Annotated in this window: 16 protein-coding genes and 3 pseudogenes; 15 read left to right on the forward strand and 4 right to left on the reverse strand. The window is 38.7% G+C overall.

Features of this window, described 5'->3' with window-relative positions; all coding sequences use genetic code 11:
- The 4 genes and pseudogenes from IRT38_RS17510 to IRT38_RS03650 all read left to right on the forward strand — a co-directional run.
- Positions 1–250: pseudogene (locus tag IRT38_RS17510) on the forward strand (hypothetical protein); the annotation flags it as partial.
- A 304-nt stretch (positions 251–554) separates the two neighbouring features.
- Positions 555–1,067: pseudogene (locus tag IRT38_RS03640) on the forward strand (hypothetical protein); the annotation flags it as partial.
- Positions 1,068–1,139: 72 nt separating this feature from the next.
- Positions 1,140–2,215, forward strand: a protein-coding gene (locus tag IRT38_RS03645) for an IS3 family transposase (protein WP_194596976.1) whose coding sequence is annotated in 2 segments (ribosomal slippage) — positions 1,140–1,392 and positions 1,392–2,215 — 1,077 coding nt in all. Because the reading frame shifts where the segments join, the coding sequence is not laid out codon by codon here.
- A gap of 32 nt (positions 2,216–2,247) precedes the next feature.
- Positions 2,248–2,868 (forward strand): annotated as a pseudogene (locus IRT38_RS03650) (lysozyme inhibitor LprI family protein); the annotation flags it as partial.
- A 137-nt stretch (positions 2,869–3,005) separates the two neighbouring features.
- On the opposite strand, the gene IRT38_RS03655 reads toward IRT38_RS03650, so the two are convergent.
- Entirely contained in the window at positions 3,006–4,352 is a 1,347-nt protein-coding gene (locus IRT38_RS03655) for a hypothetical protein (protein ID WP_004910011.1), read from the reverse strand.
- Positions 4,353–4,616: 264 nt separating this feature from the next.
- Between IRT38_RS03655 and IRT38_RS03660 the strand changes: the two genes are divergently transcribed.
- From IRT38_RS03660 to urtE, 8 genes are all read left to right on the forward strand, one after another.
- Entirely contained in the window at positions 4,617–5,204 is a 588-nt protein-coding gene (locus IRT38_RS03660) for a YqiA/YcfP family alpha/beta fold hydrolase (protein WP_004951198.1), read from the forward strand.
- A 17-nt stretch (positions 5,205–5,221) separates the two neighbouring features.
- On the forward strand, positions 5,222–7,105 hold the full coding sequence (parE, locus tag IRT38_RS03665; RefSeq protein WP_004910003.1) for a DNA topoisomerase IV subunit B: 1,884 nt from the start codon (positions 5,222–5,224) through the stop codon (positions 7,103–7,105).
- A 224-nt stretch (positions 7,106–7,329) separates the two neighbouring features.
- Entirely contained in the window at positions 7,330–8,670 is a 1,341-nt protein-coding gene (locus tag IRT38_RS03670; RefSeq protein WP_194596977.1) for an MATE family efflux transporter, read from the forward strand.
- Between the two features lie 260 nt (positions 8,671–8,930).
- Positions 8,931–10,211 (forward strand): urea ABC transporter substrate-binding protein, encoded by a 1,281-nt coding sequence (urtA, locus tag IRT38_RS03675; RefSeq protein WP_194596978.1) that lies wholly within the window; start codon positions 8,931–8,933, stop codon positions 10,209–10,211.
- Between the two features lie 91 nt (positions 10,212–10,302).
- Positions 10,303–11,925, forward strand: coding sequence for an urea ABC transporter permease subunit UrtB (gene urtB, locus IRT38_RS03680; protein WP_194596979.1), 1,623 nt, complete (start codon positions 10,303–10,305; stop codon positions 11,923–11,925).
- A 4-nt stretch (positions 11,926–11,929) separates the two neighbouring features.
- On the forward strand, positions 11,930–13,000 hold the full coding sequence (gene urtC / locus IRT38_RS03685) for an urea ABC transporter permease subunit UrtC (protein WP_004951216.1): 1,071 nt from the start codon (positions 11,930–11,932) through the stop codon (positions 12,998–13,000).
- A complete protein-coding gene (gene urtD, locus IRT38_RS03690) occupies positions 13,001–13,828 on the forward strand; it encodes an urea ABC transporter ATP-binding protein UrtD (protein WP_004909986.1) in 828 nt (275 codons plus the stop codon).
- Between the two features lie 9 nt (positions 13,829–13,837).
- Positions 13,838–14,536 carry an urea ABC transporter ATP-binding subunit UrtE gene (gene urtE / locus IRT38_RS03695; RefSeq protein WP_087539924.1) on the forward strand — a complete coding sequence of 233 codons (699 nt, stop codon included), beginning with the start codon at positions 13,838–13,840 and terminating at the stop codon, positions 14,534–14,536.
- Positions 14,537–14,832: 296 nt separating this feature from the next.
- Here the strand turns inward: urtE and IRT38_RS03700 are convergent, their stop codons facing one another.
- From IRT38_RS03700 to IRT38_RS03710, 3 genes are all read right to left on the reverse strand, one after another.
- Positions 14,833–15,570 (reverse strand): hypothetical protein, encoded by a 738-nt coding sequence (locus IRT38_RS03700; RefSeq protein WP_004909982.1) that lies wholly within the window; start codon positions 15,568–15,570, stop codon positions 14,833–14,835.
- Positions 15,571–15,647: 77 nt separating this feature from the next.
- The gene (locus IRT38_RS03705; RefSeq protein WP_151826075.1) at positions 15,648–16,196 is read right to left on the reverse strand and encodes a GNAT family N-acetyltransferase; all 549 of its coding nucleotides are present in this window, start codon (positions 16,194–16,196) and stop codon (positions 15,648–15,650) included.
- 92 nt (positions 16,197–16,288) lie between these two features.
- A complete protein-coding gene (locus IRT38_RS03710) occupies positions 16,289–17,014 on the reverse strand; it encodes an outer membrane protein OmpK (RefSeq protein WP_004909979.1) in 726 nt (241 codons plus the stop codon).
- A 373-nt stretch (positions 17,015–17,387) separates the two neighbouring features.
- Here IRT38_RS03710 and IRT38_RS03715 point away from each other — a divergent pair, with 373 nt between their 5' ends.
- From IRT38_RS03715 to IRT38_RS03725, 3 genes are all read left to right on the forward strand, one after another.
- Positions 17,388–17,762: an HPF/RaiA family ribosome-associated protein gene (locus tag IRT38_RS03715; protein WP_004909977.1), complete on the forward strand. Its 375-nt coding sequence runs from the start codon at positions 17,388–17,390 to the stop codon at positions 17,760–17,762.
- 140 nt (positions 17,763–17,902) lie between these two features.
- Complete coding sequence (locus IRT38_RS03720; RefSeq protein WP_004909975.1) at positions 17,903–18,448, forward strand: ankyrin repeat domain-containing protein; 546 nt, start codon at positions 17,903–17,905, stop codon at positions 18,446–18,448.
- 31 nt (positions 18,449–18,479) lie between these two features.
- A complete protein-coding gene (locus IRT38_RS03725) occupies positions 18,480–19,247 on the forward strand; it encodes a transporter (protein WP_194596980.1) in 768 nt (255 codons plus the stop codon).
- Positions 19,248–19,252 lie beyond the last annotated feature (5 nt).

The raw sequence follows: 19,252 nt of genomic DNA on the forward strand, positions 1-19,252 counted from the left end.
TGGTGATAACTCTAATTATGTTCCCTCGAGAAACTATAGAAAAGATATGTATATAATTAATGACTTCTATGATGGTTACTCTTTCAAACAATATCAAAAATTAACTTTTATAAAGAAAAATAAGCAGCTTTTACTTGATTGTAAAAGTTATATGAAAGATTTAGATCCGAAGAATAATTATTCAGGCATGTTCTATAGCGTTTGTTCTGATAAGGAAAAAATTTATTTTAAAGAAATTCCAGAGTTATGACTAAGGTTGTTTTTTACTATATTAACTCTTTAACTTTATAGCAAGAGTGGTAAGTTTTTTTACTTTTATAAATTAGAGAGACTAAGTACTTGATATGAGAATAATATTATTTACACCTAATCTTATTTAAGTAATAAGATTAGGTGTAAGATGGTATGTATTACTATTAATTATATTTAACTAAAATATTTGATATTAAATTACGTAAAACAGTTGATGTTCAAAATTAAGTATCAAATGTTTCAATATATTTTATTTTAGCAGATGTAGCTGGTGAAGGTGCTATGCACATAGAGACTATGCAATGATGAGCAGATTATTTCTTGTATTTTTAATTAGTTTAACGTATGCATGTACAACTGAAGCTGATCAGCCTAAATCAAGTAACACAAAACTTTATTTTTCATATCAAATCTGTGAAAAGTTAGGAAAGTGTAAGAATTTTACACCTACAAAAAAGATGGATAATTATCTCTTTAAAAGACTTGATCCTGCATATGATGAATTTTATATAAAAGATAATAATGGTAATTTTACCTTATATTATAAAAATGTTTATAGTGAAGATGTTCAAATTGGATGGGCAGAAGCTAAAGCGGATAAAAATAATAGTAGTGAGTTGAGTTTAAATATTGATAAAGTTAACCTCGCCTTGGGAGGGATTGATTTTATAAAAAATGGATATGCAACTAAACAGGCTGAATCAAAGAATTTTAAATCGGGAATCTATTATTTAGCTGATAATTATACGGGTGCTCCATATTATCAAAAGCAAAAAATATTTTTTAAGAAAAATGCTGGAGATTTAGTATTGGACTGGTAATCCCCCCTAAAAATAAAAGGATGTAAAAGTAGAATTTTCTCTTAAGATCAAAGCAGGAGATTCTGCATGAAAACATCTAAATTTACTGACAGTCAGATTATGTCTATTTTGAAACAAGCGGAGTCTGGCACGCCTGTTGCCACCCTTTGCCGTGAACATGGTATGAGTAATGCGACTTTTTACAAATGGCGGGCTAAATATGGCGGCATGGATGCCTCATTAATTACTCGATTGAAAGAACTAGAAGCCGAAAATGCCAAGCTAAAAAAGATGTATGCTGAAGAGCGGCTTAAAGCTGAAATCATTCAGGAAGCCATGTCAAAAAAGTGGTAAAGCCATCTTGTCGTCGTCAGATGGCACAACAAGCCGTTGGTGATCATGCCGTCAGTATTCGTTTGGCCTGCCGTGCATTTAGTATCAGTGAAACCTGCTACCGTTATCAGCCCAAATTGAACGATGACAATGCACTGATTGCAGAACAATTGATTGAACTCACCGAAGAAAATACAGATTGGGGCTTCGGGCTATGCTTCTCTTATCTACGCCATGTTGAGAAGTGTGGTTGGAATCATAAGCGTGTTTACCGTATTTACTGTGAGCTGGCATTGAATCTGCGGATCAAACCAAGAAGACGATTAAAACGACATGTACCTGAACCATTGAAGGAACCAACTCATCCAAATCAAGTATGGTCATTGGATTTTATGCATGATCAGTTAAGTGATGGACGAAGTTACCGTTTGCTTAACGTAATTGACGACTATCGACGTGAGGGTTTAGTGATTGAAGCAGGTTTTTCACTGCCTGCACTGCGCGTCATTCGTACACTTAACCAATTGCTCGAATGGAGAGACAAACCGCTTGTGATTCGCTGCGACAATGGACCTGAATTTATCAGCCACGAATTCGTACGTTGGGCAGCTGAGCATGGTATCCGTATTGAATATATTCAACCAGGCAAGCCACAACAAAATGCTTATATCGAACGATACAATCGTACAATGCGTTATAGTTGGGTGAGCAAACATTTGTTCGATACATTGGAGCAAGTACAAGATTATGCAACACAGTGGTTGTGGCACTACAATCATGAACGACCACATCAAGCTAACGGAGGCAAACCACCTTTGATGGCTGCTTAACCTCTACTTTTAAATTCAGTTATTTATGGGAGGATTACCAACTGAATAGTACATATTTTGATATAAAAAGCTATATTGGTGATAATAAAAACGAAGTTAAGTATCTTGTTGATACTCAACGCTCTTGGTTGAAAAATAGAAATTTAAAATGTGATTTTAATGGAAAAGAAGCAAATTATGAAAACTATAAATGTCTAAGTGATTTTAATAATTCAAAAATTAAAGATTTAAGAAAGTCATATTTAAATTTTGATAGCTTGGAACGGAGCTTAATAAAACCATTTAAGTATCAAGATGGTATTATAAAAGAGTTAGAAGTAGGTGGTTGTTATTGTGATGAAAGTATAATTAAGATTTTGAAAAAAAAGATATATATATATCAGGCTTGTGATCAAAAATTAAATGAACCACGTATATATAATATTGTTGGTAAGAAAAAAGACGAATTTTCTGTAGAGTATCAAGTTGATACTAATAATAATAAAGTACCAGAATTTAATTTAGTTTTTGTCACTAATGGAAAAAATGTTTGGAATATTGTTCCTAAGGTTTTTAGAAAAGAAGATTTATTGAATTTAAATTTTACAATTGGCTATACAACTGATGAAAATTTGAAAAACAATAAAATTGATTGCAGCGATTATGAGGAGTAATGCTCTAAATTTAGATTTTTTTTACCTAAGATACAGTGAATTTTATGATTAGAATTACAGTTAAACAAAATTAATCTGAATATTTAATCTCAAAAATCTAAAAAAAGCTCAGCTATACAGCTGAGCTTTTTTTACTTTTATGTCTCAACAATCCCTTCTAAATCATCAAAGGTATAATTGTTGGGTACATTAATCATATGTGTTTGAACACCTTCTTCAACGACTTCTCCAACTTCTGGATAAAGCCATCTCGTGATTTGCTCAGCAACACTCGAATGGTATTGAATTTCAAAATGATTCAAACCATAGAAAACAGCTTTATGTGTATCTGGTAATTTAAGCTGAAAACGAGGGTTCGGATGTTCACCAAGAGCACTTTTAACACTGACGAGATAATCACCTATCACTTTAAGTGCTTTATTTTTAACTTTCTCAAATTCTAATGTTCCAGCAATCAGGAATGTGTTGATATGAGATGGTAATGGTGCAGGTTTACGATTGTCATCCGCGAAGCCGATACGCGCATCATTATGTTCCCAGTCATCATCACGAACACTACCATATCGTAGATCGAGTATCCCATTACTGCGTACATTTACTAATTGACCGATCAGGCTGATAAAAGGGAATGCCCCTAATTTGTCTTGTAAGACAAAACCAAATCGTTCCAGTACGGCACCGTGATGTGGGGAACCGATACATACGAGATTTTCTACCATATGTACCCATTGATGTAGATTTTGTTTGCCATAGAAAAGCGCACTGCGTGAAACCAGTCCACCCATACTATGTCCGATCAAATCGATACTGGTAATACGAGGGTTTCTCTGGATCAAATCTTCTAATACGTTGGCAAAACTGCGACCATTTGCAGAGATTCGACGACCTGTATTGTAATTTAAATACAGCATTGTGTTATTGTCACGCTGAGCAAGTAAACGCTCACCTATTCCGCCATAACGATGATTTGACCAACTCAAATGGTTCATACATAAACCATGTGTGAGTATTACGATACGCCCAGTAAGTTCACCTTGCTGTAATGATCCATAGTGATCATATAACACCATCGGTAATGCCATGGGGTTATGTTGTTTTAGGAAGAAATCCCCAAAAATCCCATTCAATGCCCCTACAACAAAATGAAGGCTTGGCGTTAATGGTTTATCGTGTAGAACTGGAAATTTTTCAACGATATGACGCAGACTAGGAGCAAGAAAGCTACTCCCGTATTTTTGAATAGCATCATATGAAAATTGATAGAATTTCTGTAATTGTGGATGTTTCTGTAATTTTTTGGCTTTTTGTGCACTTAAACCGAGCGTAGTCCTTAACACTTCAGTTTGAATTAATTGCACCAGTTCATGAACACCACTCAAACTTGTGCTCACTAATTGTGCCAAACCTTCCAAAACATCTGCCTGACTTGGGGGCGTACTATCCCATTTGCAGTAGGTTTCATGCAGAGGTGTTAAACTTGGCATATTATTTTTCCCCATCCTTGATATATATACCGAAGGTTTGAAGTTATTAACTTAACATTGTTTAGATAAACTACAACAAACTCTTACATCTTATGTCTTTCAGAACTAATTTTTTTAGAATACTGATGAATAGAATTCAGTATCGTTTTTTGTGTCAGACAATATCGAGCTTAAATGTAATTTATATTGTTATATGTTTAATCATTACGCAAAAAAATGTGATTTATTTCACAATAAGTCAAGCGCTTGTCTAATTTGGTGCATATGCAAATTATCTATTTACATGGTTTTAGAAGCAGCCCACTGTCAAAAAAAGGGCAAGAGCTGTATCAATATTGTGCAAATCACGATCATATTCACGTGCATTTGCCCGATTTGAATCAACCACCTGAAGTGGTCTTAAAATACGTTTCTAATTTAATCGAAAGTTTACCACTCGATCAAGTTGTCCTGGTCGGTAGCAGTTTGGGTGGATTCTATGCGACATATTTTGTCGCCAAATATGATTGTCCTGCTGTACTGATCAATCCTGCTATGCAACCATGGCAACTCTTTCAAGAATTGTTTGGTATTGAGCAAATCCCACTCAAAGTCACTGAATCATGGACGCTTGATCACGATCAATTGCAGCAATTACAATCAATTGCTGATACGAAACCAGAACAGGCTGATAAAATTCTCGTGCTGTTGCAACAAGATGATGAAGTCTTGGATTATCGTCAGGCACAACGCTATTATAGTGCCCTACATCCATCTGCATTGATATTAACGGATGTGGGTGGTAATCATGCAATGGATGATTTCAAAGACAAATTACCCTTAGTACTCGAATTTTTGTCGGCAGGCATATAAAAAGGAAGTCAGATCAAGTGACACAATACACGGCACAATCCCTCGAAGTTCTTTCTGGTTTAGATCCTGTTCGTCGTCGTCCAGGGATGTATACAGATACCTCACGCCCAAACCATTTGGCGCAAGAGGTGATTGATAATGCTGTCGATGAGGCGCTGGCAGGACATGCCGACCAAATTTGTGTGACGGTCTATGAGGATGGTTCGTTGTCAGTTGAAGACAATGGTCGAGGTATGCCTGTCGATATCCATCCAGAGTATGGTCAAAGTGGTATTGAAATCATTCTGACCAAGCTACATGCAGGTGGTAAGTTCAGTACTGATAACTATCAGTTTTCAGGTGGTTTGCACGGTGTTGGTATTTCTGTGGTCAATGCTTTATCTACACGGGTTGAAGTCGCTGTACAACGTCAGGGTAACTTGTATCAAATGGCATTTGAGCAAGGTGAGCCCGTTGCGCCATTGTCTGTGTTAGAAGGTAAAGTTGCGAAACGTGCGACAGGGACAACCGTTCGTTTCTGGCCGGAAGCTAAATATTTTGATAGTCCTAAGTTTGCATTAAAAGCGCTGAAACATAATTTAAAAGCCAAAGCTGTATTGGCAGCAGGCTTAAAAATTATTTATGACGATAAAATCAATAATGAAAAAATCGAATGGCAGTTCGAAAATGGTCTCGTTGACTATTTAATGGATGAATTGGAAGATCGAGAGATTTTACCAGCACCTGCTTTTGTGAGTAGTGGACAAGCAGAAAGAGCCGCATGTGAATTTGCAATTTGCTGGAATGTTGAGGGTGGTGAACAGATTCAAGAAAGTTATGTCAATTTGATTCCAACTGCGCAAGGCGGTACGCATGTGAATGGATTGCGTTCGGGGGTCACGGAGGCTTTACGCGAGTTCTGTGAATTACGTAATTTATTACCGCGTAACATGAAACTTTCGGCAGAAGATGTCTGGGATGGGGTGAATTTCATCCTATCTTTAAAATTCCAAGAGCCACAATTTTCAGGACAAACCAAAGAGCGTCTCTCGAGTCGTGAAGCTTCGAATATTGTGCTCAATATTGCCAAAGATGCATTTGCGTTATGGTTAAACCAACATGCTGAGATCGCAACTCAACTAGCTGAAATGGCAATCGCCAAAGCAGGTCGTCGTTTAAAAGCAGCTAAGAAAGTCGAACGTAAGAAGATTGTGGCTGGTCCAGCATTACCTGGAAAATTAGCAGATTGTGTTGGTTTAACACGTGAAGACAGTGAGCTGTTTATTGTCGAAGGGGATTCCGCAGGCGGCAGTGCTAAACAAGCGCGGGACAAAAATTTCCAAGCGATTATGCCGATTCGTGGAAAAATCCTAAATACTTGGGAGGTCTCTTCGGATGAGGTCTTGGCATCTCAGGAAGTCCATGACATTGCGATTGCGATTGGTGTTGATCCAGGTAGTGATGATTTGTCTGAACTACGTTATGGCAAAATCTGTATCCTTGCCGATGCGGACTCAGATGGTCTACATATCGCAACTTTACTCTGTGCATTGTTTGTGAAACATTTTCCAGCTTTAGTTGAGGACGGCCATTTATTTGTCGCGATGCCACCGCTTTATCGTATTGATATTGGCAAAGATGTGCACTATGCCCTAGATGATGATGAGTTAGAGGCAATTCTGAAAAAAGTAAAAGGTAATAAAAATCCTCAAATCACTCGATTTAAAGGTCTGGGTGAAATGAATGCCAGTCAATTACGTGAAACCACCATGGATCCAAATACACGTCGTTTGGTGCAACTGGATCTAGATGATGCACATTTAACTGCAGGTTTGTTAGACAAGTTACTCGCGAAAAAACGAGCGGCTGATCGTAAACACTGGTTAGAGCAGAAAGGTAATTTGGCGGATATTGTGGTTTGATTTGAATCGATTTTTGCATAGCCCAGTTGATCTGGGCTTTTTTATGTCTTTTTAAAAAATGTAAATTCATAAGCTGAAAAACAAACATGGAATGCTATTTGCTTTTTATCTCTTGGTAAAATTTTATCTAACATTTGAAGCGTATTGATCAAAATAGCTTGTTTGTTTCTAAGATTTTAAAATTCAAATATATCAAATTCTTAAATGATAATAGTGAAAATAGAATGAAGCGTTTTTTAAGTATTTTTTTCCCAATTCTGTTTAGTAATACGATTTTTATTATGAGTGGTGTCATTGATACCGCATTTTTATCTCACTATAGCCATGTGCATTTAACAGCTTTATCGGTTTCTCTCTCAGTTTATATGATTGTTTTTGTGGTGGGCTACGGATTACTACAAGGAATGTTTCAAATCCTCGCAGAAGAAAAAGGGCGGGAAATCAATCAACAAAAATTAACTAACGTCGTGAGTTTGGCCGTATTAATCGCAGCTGTGTTTAGTATTGTTGCGATTGTTTTGATCAACAATACCGAGCATTTATTAACCTTTTTTCAAGCATCAGATACCGTCCTGTTATTGGTTAAAAATTGTTTGATGATTTTTTCAGTCGATCTAGTGGTTCGGCTATGTTGCCGTATCTTAACCATACAAATACAGGTTCTTGATCGTCCAATTATCGCAACTTATATAGGCGTAATTTTTTTATTGATTAAGTTGCCTCTGTCCTACGCTTTGATCAACGGTGTAGCGTACTTTGATATTGCACCTTGGGGTGTCTATGGCGCCGTATTTTCGACATTGCTTGGGGATAGTGTGATGTTGATATTGTTATATGGTTGTATACGTGGCAAAGCTATTTTTAAACTTGATCTGAGTCACTTTTCCTTTAGTTATGAATTGTTGCGCCGTTTTCTTCGAATTGGAATACCTACCGCACTGATGATCGTGATTGATGTGATTGCTTTTATGGCAATTTCGATTCTAGCATTACCACTTGGTAGTATTGTGATTGCCTCGCATCAGGTGGTCGCTAGTATTTGTTCCATGCTATATATTTTACCTGCTGCATTTTCTGTTGCTTTCAGTTTAATGTTATCTGAAAAAATTGGCGCCCAACAGAAACAAGTTGCTTTGCTTTGGTCAAAAAAAGCCTTTCTGCTTATCTTTATTTTTGCCGTCACTTTATGCAGTGTATTACTGCTTCTTCGAGATGAGTTCATTTCTCAATTTACCCAAGACCTAGCGGTTATTCAAATCACGACCTCCCTCTTTATCCTCGGAATTTTGTTTCATTTAGCAGATGCAATGTTATGTATTTTTGCAACGGTATTACGCTGTTGGGGCATAACGATTGTGCCAAGCATGATTTATAGCACTTCATTGTTGATCTTTGGTTTAGGTGGCGGACAGCTATTGGCATATTGGGGAATGGATTGGTGGATCTTTGAAATTATTCCATTGGGTATTGATTGGTTTTGGATTGCTTTAATTGGGTCGTATAGCTTAGCTGTCACCATGTGTGCTTTATGTTTTAAATACCGAAATGCCACTTGGATTCGTTGAAACAATCTGATTTTTTGAATCTTCTGGATCAAAAAGTTAAATATTCTTTATCTGAGCAAGGTATCAATTTTTTATTTTGATTAATTGTGCTTCATTTTAGTTCAGCATGTATTTTTTGTATGCAATGTTGTATACAAGATTGGATTTTTTTCTACTGGTTTGAATTAATTTTATTATAAAACAATGCCTTGATGTGTTGGCACAGATATTGAATAACTCCACTCAGTAAAAATCAGAAGATCAACCTGTGGAGAACAAAGATGCAAAATAAATTGATGTCGATGTCTGTACTTATGGCAGCGATGATGGGGGGAGGACTGGTCGGTTGCTCAAAACCAGCAGAGAAAACAGAACAAACAAAAACTGAAGCAAAAACAGCACCAGCAGAAAGTGGCGACACCATTAAAGTGGGGATTCTGCATTCCCTTTCGGGCACGATGGCGATTTCTGAAACTTCCTTGAAAGATACAGCATTGATGACTATTAATGAAATCAATGCGAATGGTGGTGTACTCGGTAAAAAATTAGAACCTGTTATCGTTGATCCAGCATCAGATTGGCCGTTATTTGCTGAGAAAGCTCGCCAGTTAATTACTCAGGACAAAGTCGCTGTTATTTTCGGTTGCTGGACATCAGTATCACGTAAGTCGGTTCTTCCTGTGGTTGAAGAGTTAAATGGTTTATTGTTCTATCCAGTGCAATATGAAGGTCAGGAACAATCAAAAAATATTTTCTATACAGGTGCAGCACCGAATCAACAAGCGATTCCTGCAGTTGAGTATTTGATGGGAGAAGAGGGCGGTAAAGCACAACGTTTTGTTTTACTTGGTACAGATTACGTCTACCCACGTACGACCAATAAAATCTTACGGGCATTCTTGAAGTCTAAAGGCATTGCCGATGCAGACATCATGGAAGAATACACACCGTTTGGTCATAGTAATTATCAAACCATTGTTGCCAATATTAAGAAATTCTCTGCAGGCAAAAAGACTGCGGTGATTTCGACCATCAATGGTGACTCTAACGTACCTTTCTATCGTGAGCTTGGTAACCAAGGTATTAAAGCGGCTGATATTCCAGTCATGGCATTCTCCGTTGGTGAAGAAGAGTTACGTGGTATTGATACCAAGCCATTAGTAGGTCATTTAGCGGCATGGAACTATTTCATGTCAGTTAAAAATCCGAAAAACACCGAGTTTGTGAATAAATTCAAGCAATATGCAGTGGAGTACAAACTTCCAAATGCCGATAAAGTTGTAACCAACGATCCGATGGAAGCGACTTATGTTGGTATCAATATGTGGAAACAAGCGGTCGAAAAAGCAGGTTCTACAGAGGTTGATAAAGTTCGTGATGCAATGGCAGGTCAAACTTTTGCAGCACCATCGGGTTATACCCTCAAAATGGATGAAACCAATCACCATTTACATAAGCCTGTGATGATCGGACAAATCCGTGGTGATGGGCAATTTGATGTGGTTTATAAAACGCCTCAAACCATCAAAGCTGAGCCTTGGAGCCCATATATTCCTAAATAATTTTCCTATGCAACCTGCTGTTTCGGCAGTAGGTTTTTCTTAGTTTTATTTCTTGTTGATTGGTTTAAATAGAAAATATAAGGGGAGTCTTATGGCGAAACACTATGTTTTGGCAATGCTCTGCATCATGGCACAGATCATGTTTAATCCTGCATGGGCAGAAGTTACTTCACCAACAACTGTGACGTCTACAACTTCTCAGGATGCCATCCAAACTTTTGTTAAATCTGACTTTGCTACTCGCCGTGCCATGTTGAATCAATGGCCAGCCAGTATTGAACAACTGGATCAGTTGGTGGCGTATATTGACCAAAATGAGTTATATACGGATGGTTCAGGTAATACCTATATCTTAAAAAACGATGAAAAACTATTAAGTTACCCGCAACTGGAAGCCATCGACACTTGGCCCTCAGATTTATCTCAAGTGACGCTGGTCAATACTTTACGTAAGGCACTGAACTTTGGACAAGCCAAAGTTAAATTGAATTCAGACGATGCAGCACAACGTTTAGCTGCGGTGGACATTTTAGAAAATAATTTAGATGAGCTCGATGTTGCTACAGTTAAGCAACTCTATCTCAATGAAAAAAGTGAAGCGGTTAAAGCACGTTTGGCACAACTGAAAGCACGTTTAGATTTTAATAGCTCAGATGAGTTTACTAAGATCGAAGCGACCAAAGTTTTAGGGGATTCGAATCGTCCCGATGTATTGGCGTTGATCAACCAAAGCTTAGAACAGCCACAAAGTAATCCTGCATTAAAAGCAGCTTTGCTTGAAGCACAAAATAAAATTAAAACGCGCATTCAAATCAGTGAATGGTCAGGGCATGTATTTTCAGGTCTCAGTACCGCTAGTATTTTACTTTTAGCAGCGCTTGGTCTTGCAATCACCTATGGTTTGCTTGGTGTCATCAATATGGCACATGGTGAACTCATCATGATCGGTGCTTATACCACTTACGTCATTCAAAGTTTTTTTAAAACGCACTTTGCAGGCTTAGTCGATTGGTATTTATTGGCTGCGATTCCTGCTGCATTTCTGGTGAGTGCGCTGATCGGCATGTTGATTGAACGTACTGTGATTCGTCCGCTTTATGGTCGCCAATTGGAAACATTATTGGCAACTTTTGGTGTGAGTTTAATCTTGATGCAATCGGTTCGGATGATCTTTGGCGCGCAGAATGTTGAAGTGTCGAATGTCGCATGGCTCAGTGGTGGTATTGCCCTGACGCCAAGCCTGATGTTGCCATATAACCGTATTGCGATTATTGGTTTTACCGTGGCGGTATTACTACTTTTAGTTTTCTTATTAAACAAAACCCGTTTCGGATTATTTGTCCGTGCTGTGACACAAAACCGTCAAATGGCGCGTGCCGTGGGCATTCGATCTGCACGTATCGACATGCTGGCATTTGGTTTGGGTTCAGGCTTAGCTGGATTGGCAGGTTGTGCGCTGGCACAAGTAGGGAATGTCGGGCCTGACCTCGGACAAAACTACATTATTGATGCCTTCCTTGTTGTTGTGGTTGGCGGCGTGGGGCAAGTGTGGGGTGCGGTACTTGCAGCCTTAGGTTTAGGGATTAGCGGTACAGTTCTAGAGATTGGTCTAGGTGCGGTTTTAGCAAAAATTATTCTCTTGGTTCTTGTGATTTTGTTTATCCAAAAGCGTCCACAAGGTTTGTTTGCCATCAAAGGTCGTTTCGTGGAGTAAGCCAATGAAAATCACTTCTTTATTTGCAGATAAACCGTATAGTGCAATTGCGATTGCCATTTGTTTTGCCGTGTTATTGAGCTTACCTTGGTTACATCTGTTATCCCCTGATTCGGCATTTTATCTGTCAGCGTATTGGATTACGTTAATTGGCAAAATCATGTGCTTGGCTTTGGTCGCGTTGGCACTGGATTTAGTGTGGGGCTATGCAGGGATTTTAAGCTTGGGGCATGGTTTGTATTTCGCCTTGGGTGGTTATGCCTTTGGCATGTACTTGATGCGCGAATCAGCAGGTGATGGCTTACCTGATTTCATGCGCTTCCTTAGTTGGACAGAACTCCCTTGGTATTGGGTGGGGACTGAGCACTTTGCTTGGGCGATGATCTTGGTTTTATTTGTGCCTGCCTTAGTTGCGTTTATTTTTGGTTTCTTTGCTTTCCGCTCAAAAATCAAGGGTGTGTATTTCTCAATTATTACCCAAGCCATGACCTTTGCAGCGGCACTCTTGTTCTTCCGCAATGAGACAGGTTTTGGTGGAAATAATGGCTTCACGGGTTTTAAAACCTTACTTGGTTTTGATATCACCTCAGCGCCGATGCGTGCCACTTTATGTTTTGTCACTGCTTTGGTGTTAATGCTGTGTTTTATCGGCTTACGTCAACTGATGAATCGTCCTTATGGTCGAGTGCTTGGCGCGATTCGTGACAGTGAAAACCGTTTGCAATATTTGGGCTATCGCACACTGTGGTACAAGCTTTCAGCATGGGTGCTATCGGCAGTGATTGCAGGTATCGCAGGGGCGTTGTATGTGCCACAGGTGGGCATTATTAACCCAAGTGAAATGAATCCAGTCAACTCGATTGAAATGGCAGTGTGGGTTGCCGCAGGTGGTCGTGGCACATTGATCGGACCCATTCTTGGTGCAGGTTTAATCAATGCTGTGAAGACTTATTTCACAGTTGCAGCACCAGAAGCTTGGTTATTGATCTTAGGTGCTTTATTTATCGTGGTGACGATTTTCTTACCGAAAGGTGTGATTGGTTTATTTGACCGTTTTAAAAAGGAGAGCAATTAAATGAGTGATTTATTCCTAGACTCAGCTCAACATGGCGGTCAACTCGGCGAGGGCTATGGACGCGCCAAAACTGAAGGCGCAGATTTTAGTCATGGGATTGCCTTGTATTTAGAAAAAGTCAGTGTGTGGTTTGATTCGTTTCGTGCGTTAAATGATTTATCACTGTACATCGCTGAAGGTGAATTGCGCTGCATCATTGGACCAAATGGTGCGGGGAAAACCACATTAATGGATGTGATTACAGGGAAAACTCGTCCAACCACGGGCACTGCTTTTTTTGGACAAAACTATGATCTTGCCAAAATGAGTACCGAGGAAATCGCAGAAGCTGGGATTGGACGAAAATTTCAAAAACCAACGGTATTTGAAAATTTCACTGTGATGGAAAATTTACTACTCGCTGCACCACGCGATAAGCGAGTGAAAAAAAGTTTGTTTAGCCGACTTGATCCAGAAGCACAGTTAGCACTGGAGGAAAGTTTGGAGCAAATTCGCTTAAAGGAATTTGTAAAAAAGCCCGCAGGATTATTATCTCATGGTCAAAAGCAGTGGTTAGAAATCGGTATGTTATTGATGCAACGTCCGAAGCTGATTTTATTGGATGAGCCTGTGGCAGGAATGACTGATGCGGAAACAGAACGCACTGCTGAATTGTGTTTGGAATTGAAAAAAAATCATACGCTGGTGGTCGTGGAGCATGACATGAGCTTTATTGACACCATTAGTGAAAAAGTCACGGTACTGGCGCAAGGTGCAATTTTGGCAGAGGGCACATTGGCAGAGGTACAAGCCAATGAAGATGTGATTGAAAAGTATTTGGGACGCTAGGAGACTGCCATGTTAGAAGTGAAAGAAATTAACCAGTTTTATGGTGGTAGTCATATTCTGCGTGACGTGTCTTTTCAAGCGCCTGTAGGGGAATGCAGTGTTGTTCTAGGACGGAATGGCGTTGGTAAAACCACGTTGCTGAAATGCTTGATGGGGATTCTCCCAATTAAATCAGGACAGATTTTGCTAGATGGCAAAGATATTGCCAAAATGTCCCCTGAGCAACGAGTACGTGCAGGATTGGCGTACGTGCCACAAGGACGAGATATTTTTTCAACTTTAACCGTAGAGGAAAATATCTTAATTGGTATGGCGAAATTTTCAGGTGCGAAAACTCGAAAAGTACCGAGTCATCTCTACGAAATTTTTCCTGTCTTGGATGAAATGAAGCATCGCCGTGGTGGAGATTTGTCAGGTGGTCAACAGCAACAGCTCGCGATTGCGAGAGCGTTGGCCTCGGAGCCAAGAGTCTTGATTTTGGATGAACCGACTGAGGGGATTCAGCCCTCGATCATCAAAGACATTGGTCGAGTGATTCGTAAATTGGCAGATCAGGGTGAAATGGCGATCGTTTTGGTGGAGCAGTTTTACGATTTTGCTGAAGAACTGGCAGATAACTATACGGTGATGGCGCGTGGTCAAGTGATTGCAAACGGGCAAGGTGCAGAAATGCCGGAAAAGGGGATTCGGGAATTGGTGGCGATTTAGTATCGACCCTATATATCTCATTTTACTATTTAGAAACTAGATATTAAAAAAATGATTATCTTTCGGAGTCATACCTAGTAGTCTTCTAATTTTTAAATACGCCTTCCGCTGGAGTTACTTTGGTTTTGCCCAAAGTAACCAAAGGCATTGTCATTCACAAAACCTGTTCAATTCTTGGATTTTTTCTATTGTTTCGCAGAAACAATATCTTTCAAAGATTACGCAGGTTGTGAATGACGTTTCCGAGACTCATAAGTTTTCTTAAATTTTTTGTTGAGTTTGAGGGTAAAGATCATTTATTTACCTTCAACCTTATAGAACGTGCCGCCCGCATAGACGTTATGCCCAAAACCACATCCAGACTCGCCACTATTTTGTTTCACCTCAATTTTTTGACCATTATTTGTATCATTCGTAAATTGAAGCTTAATCTGGCAGTCCTCATAATGATAGTTGGCTTGCTTTGCAGTGATCGGCATTGTGGTATCAAACTCACCTAAATTGGGACCATAAATAAGACCACGAATGCCAAAATAATAACCTTCAAAATTAATTAGATATTTATTTTGTTGTTTCTTGACCGTGATGTAATCCCATTGTCCGAAACCATTGGCTCGGACATAAGTGCCTTGTAGGTCTTTCGTGATCTGCGGTTTAGGAAGCTGTTTTAAATTGTATAGACTGATTTTTGAATCTTCATCTCTTAAAAACCATACTCTTGCCCATTGTGGTTTACCTAATTTTGCATAACTCAACCCGACATTATTATTGGCTATTTCAATCTCTCGATCAGTCACTTTAATACCGCTTTCTTCAGCATTCATTTGGCAGAAATGTGCCCATGCGGCTTGATCTTCAAATTGTTTCACTGCTTTGGCATATTGCTTTTGGTCGTAGAGCTTTTTCCCATTTAGAGCGTATTGTTTTACTTTGGCACAGCCTTGCTGTAATTCTTGCTCAAAAGACGTTTCTGCAAAACTAACGGTTGTTGCTGAAGCACATGTAATGATTAAAGCGAGTTGTGAAATTTTCATGTTTTAAATTATTTTGTAAATGAGATGTTTTTATTCTAACCAACTACATATGCATAGTAGAGATGAAATTGTTCTGTTTATGAACGACTCAATTGTAGTTGCATTAAAACTAAATCACGCCATTTGCCAAACTTTTGTCCCACTTGTGGCATATAACCAGTTTGAATAAAACCCAGTTGTTGATGTAATACGATTGAACCCGTATTTTCGCTATCAATCGCTGCCACCATGACATGCATATGCTGTTGAGTCGCAAGATGAATCAGTTGTTGCATGAGGGCTTTACCTAAACCCTGACGAGCATAATTCGGATCAATAAAAACAGAATGTTCAATACTGTGTCGATAGCCTGTAATACTACGAAAGGCAGAGTAATAGGCATAACCCGCAATTTTTCTCAATGACTGATCTTCGACGACAATCATAGGAAATTGCTGTTGTTGCATCTCCTGAAAGCGCTGTTGATATTGCGCTAAAGTAACGGCTTGATCATTCCAGTTGGCTGTGCCCGTGATGATTTCATGATTATAAATAGCGAGAATCTGCTCAAGATCATCAGTAGTTGCAAAACGAATTTGATAAGAGTTTTGTAGTGTGTGCGTTGCAAGTATAAGATCGTGAGACATAACAAAATAAAAGAAAATTCATCTATTTCAATATGCGCGATCTAAAAAAAAACAGCAAGGAATTCCTTGCTGTTTTGATCAGTCAAAACCGTTTAGAAATGGTATTTCACTAAAGCACTGACATTATTTTCGTCGCTGCCTTTGATACCAAACTTGTTATTCCAAACAGAATGTTCTACGCCCAAATATAAACGTGTTTCAGGTGAAATGTGTTTACCTACATTCCATTTATATTGGGTTGTCCAGTTAAGTTCACTCGCATGGTCTTTTTCTGCTGTAGACCAGTCAAGGAAACCATCAACTAAGAAATCTTCGCTAGATACTTTAAATGGAACCGCATAAGCGATAGTCATTTGATAATCATCTGCTGTATTTTCATTGTTTGCACGGTAGAAATTGACATTCGCATATTGGAAATAAGGAATTGCAAGATCGAAACCTACGCCGTATAAGAAGTTATCAAAACTAGAAAAGTCATCATTGTTACTTTCCCAAGTCGTTGAGATCAACACATCTTTAATCGGACCAAAAGCAAGTTTCTGACCTGAAACCTCACCCAAGCTCAAGCGTGGAGAAAGCTCGAAATAAGTGCTTTTATGATCGTCGCTACCACGCATACGATCCATAAAGAAGAACACATCGGCATATTTTACTTTTGCCGCATATTCAACTGTTAAAGTTGTTTGTTTTTCATCAACCACTTCATAGTTTTCGCCGTATAAACCCGTTAGGCTGAAATCCTGCCAAATTGGTTTCGCTTGAGCGAAAACTGCTGTAGATAACAATAAAGATGTAGCCGCAAGTTGCTTCAATTGCATTTAAAAAATCTCCCCCACAAAAGGCGTGTAAAGCATACAAGTTATGAAGCAAAAATAAAGCCAAATTTGACCAAATGCTCAAAAGAATTGTATACGGTAAAAGGTCTGCCAAAGATAAGATTCGGTAAGAGAATCTTTTTGATCAAGTTTTAATAAAAATGTCAAAAATCAGCTTGCATATTTCTGATGAAAGACAGATATTGGAATTATAGAAGATCTTCTAAATAACTGAAACACAACTGATGTGAAGCAAGGAGACGACAAGCATTTACATAATCAGAATATACAACTGCACTGAATGAATGCATGCTCAAAGTGTGCTGAATAAAAAGCTTCGTAGAACCGTCTCAATATAGAAGAGAGGAAGATATTTATGAATATTGAAATCCGTACAGATAAAAACATCCATGGTAGCGAACGTTTAATTAGTTATATCCGTGCAGAGCTTAAACAAGAATTTCAACGTTATAGCGAACGTATTACACATTTTTCGGTTCATATTAGTGATGAAAATGGGGAAAAAACGGGAGATCATGATAAACGCTGTATGATCGAAGCCCGTCCAGCAGGTATGAAACCTGTAGCTGTGACACACAAAGCTGCAAATATCGATGCATCTATCCATGGTGCAATTGATAAATTACAACGTAGTTTGGAACATTTATATGAGAAAAAAGACCACCATCGTGGAGCTTTACCAGAATATGTTGATGTCGATGATGATATAAAAGTAGATGATGAGGCGTAGTGAGCGCGTTTAAAAAAAGCCCAGTATTGGGCTTTTTTTATGCCTGTATCAAATTTATACATGATTTTTAGGTCGTTTTATAAAATCCCGATGGGATATTCGGCATAATAGGCGAATTAAATACTTTGTGAGAATTGGTCATGTTAAGCAATCAGCAACAGGCCTTGGTGCAAGCCATACAACAACTCGATTTAGACCAAGTACAAGCATTACTTGCTGAAGGACTTGACCCAAACTTTATTGATCCAGAACAAGGACCACCTGTTTCAGTTCTTTGTGATGGTTTGTTTGCGTGGTGGGAAAAAATTTGTGAGGCTTATGAAGCTGGCAAGCCATTAAGTGAAGATGAAAAACAACAAGAACTTCACGTTTATCTTGCTATTTTAGACGCATTAATTCAAGCCAAAGCAAATCTACATTTGTGGGATGCTGAAGAATTTTATGGTCCGCTTTGGGATGCTGCAAGCTCGGCATGTGTCCCTGTGGTACAGCGTTTACTAGACGAAAAAGTTGATCCAAATACACGTGATGAAGAAGGACTAACGATTTTATCTTCGATTAGCCAATTATTCTTTGATTGTGATTTTGATGAAATTGATTGGTCAGAATCGCTGAAAGAAGAGCGCGAGACACTCGAATTATTGCGTCAGCATGGCGCTAAAATGTCAAAAGAGCTAACAGCATAAGTTTAGCGAAAACAAGGAAAAGGGGTTCATCATGAAGAAGCTTAATGCTTTAACTTTTGTGGCTGCGTCAATGCTAGCAAGCACGACTTTTGCGGCAGAATTTTCATTTGATCGTCCTGGTGCAGGGATCGGAACAGGGATTACACCTGTTGGTCAACTTGCTTGGGAACAGGGCTTACCAACAGTAAGTTACCAAGAACAAAATATTGAAGGTGTAAAAGATAAAACTTTAACCCTAAATGGCGATATGTTGTTGCGTACAGGTTTAGCAAATGGTCTAGAACTGCAATTGGGTTGGCAAGGTCCAGTATGGCAACAACACAAGCGAGCTGGATTTAAAACTGAAACTGATGGTTTAGGCGATGTCAGTATTGGTTTAAAGAAAGCGATTGATCTGAAAGATGATCGTTTATCGATGGCGGTGTTAGCTGAAGCGATTATTGCAACGGGTAATGATGAATTCACAGCACATGATGATATTTATAGTTTAACTTCAGCTGTTGCCTATGAGTTTAGTGATTTAATCGGTACGTCAATTACCATGCGTTATGAAGCACAAAATAGTAATTGGGCAGTGACAGCGATTCCAACCATTGATTATAAAATTGCAGGTAAATTATCAGGATATTCTGAGTTTATTTATCGCAAAGCAGAGAGCCAAGACTATCAATATGGTTTAGGGACTGGATTGGTCTATGCCATCAATGATCGTACACAGCTTGATGCAAGTGTGGGTGTTGATTTAGATGGTGATGTGAGAAGTTATAACGGTGGTTTAGGCGTATCCGTTTTATTCTGATAAAT

This window comes from Acinetobacter sp. SK-43 (assembly GCF_015351505.1).
Taxonomy (GTDB): domain Bacteria; phylum Pseudomonadota; class Gammaproteobacteria; order Pseudomonadales; family Moraxellaceae; genus Acinetobacter; species Acinetobacter junii.

Excerpts from the sequence above, each read along its gene's own strand:
- IRT38_RS03720 (WP_004909975.1), top strand. The coding sequence starts at position 17,903 with ATGTTAAGCAATCAGCAACAGGCCTTGGTGCAAGCCATACAACAACTC.
- IRT38_RS03670 (WP_194596977.1), top strand. The coding sequence starts at position 7,330 with ATGAAGCGTTTTTTAAGTATTTTTTTCCCAATTCTGTTTAGTAATACG.
- IRT38_RS03715 (WP_004909977.1), top strand. The coding sequence starts at position 17,388 with ATGAATATTGAAATCCGTACAGATAAAAACATCCATGGTAGCGAACGT.
- IRT38_RS03710 (WP_004909979.1), bottom strand. The coding sequence starts at position 17,014 with ATGCAATTGAAGCAACTTGCGGCTACATCTTTATTGTTATCTACAGCA.
- urtA (WP_194596978.1), top strand. The coding sequence starts at position 8,931 with ATGCAAAATAAATTGATGTCGATGTCTGTACTTATGGCAGCGATGATG.
- IRT38_RS03705 (WP_151826075.1), bottom strand. The coding sequence starts at position 16,196 with ATGTCTCACGATCTTATACTTGCAACGCACACACTACAAAACTCTTAT.
- urtC (WP_004951216.1), top strand. The coding sequence starts at position 11,930 with ATGAAAATCACTTCTTTATTTGCAGATAAACCGTATAGTGCAATTGCG.
- urtB (WP_194596979.1), top strand. The coding sequence starts at position 10,303 with ATGGCGAAACACTATGTTTTGGCAATGCTCTGCATCATGGCACAGATC.
- IRT38_RS03700 (WP_004909982.1), bottom strand. The coding sequence starts at position 15,570 with ATGAAAATTTCACAACTCGCTTTAATCATTACATGTGCTTCAGCAACA.
- IRT38_RS03725 (WP_194596980.1), top strand. The coding sequence starts at position 18,480 with ATGAAGAAGCTTAATGCTTTAACTTTTGTGGCTGCGTCAATGCTAGCA.
- urtD (WP_004909986.1), top strand. The coding sequence starts at position 13,001 with ATGAGTGATTTATTCCTAGACTCAGCTCAACATGGCGGTCAACTCGGC.
- IRT38_RS03655 (WP_004910011.1), bottom strand. The coding sequence starts at position 4,352 with ATGCCAAGTTTAACACCTCTGCATGAAACCTACTGCAAATGGGATAGT.
- urtE (WP_087539924.1), top strand. The coding sequence starts at position 13,838 with ATGTTAGAAGTGAAAGAAATTAACCAGTTTTATGGTGGTAGTCATATT.
- IRT38_RS03660 (WP_004951198.1), top strand. The coding sequence starts at position 4,617 with ATGCAAATTATCTATTTACATGGTTTTAGAAGCAGCCCACTGTCAAAA.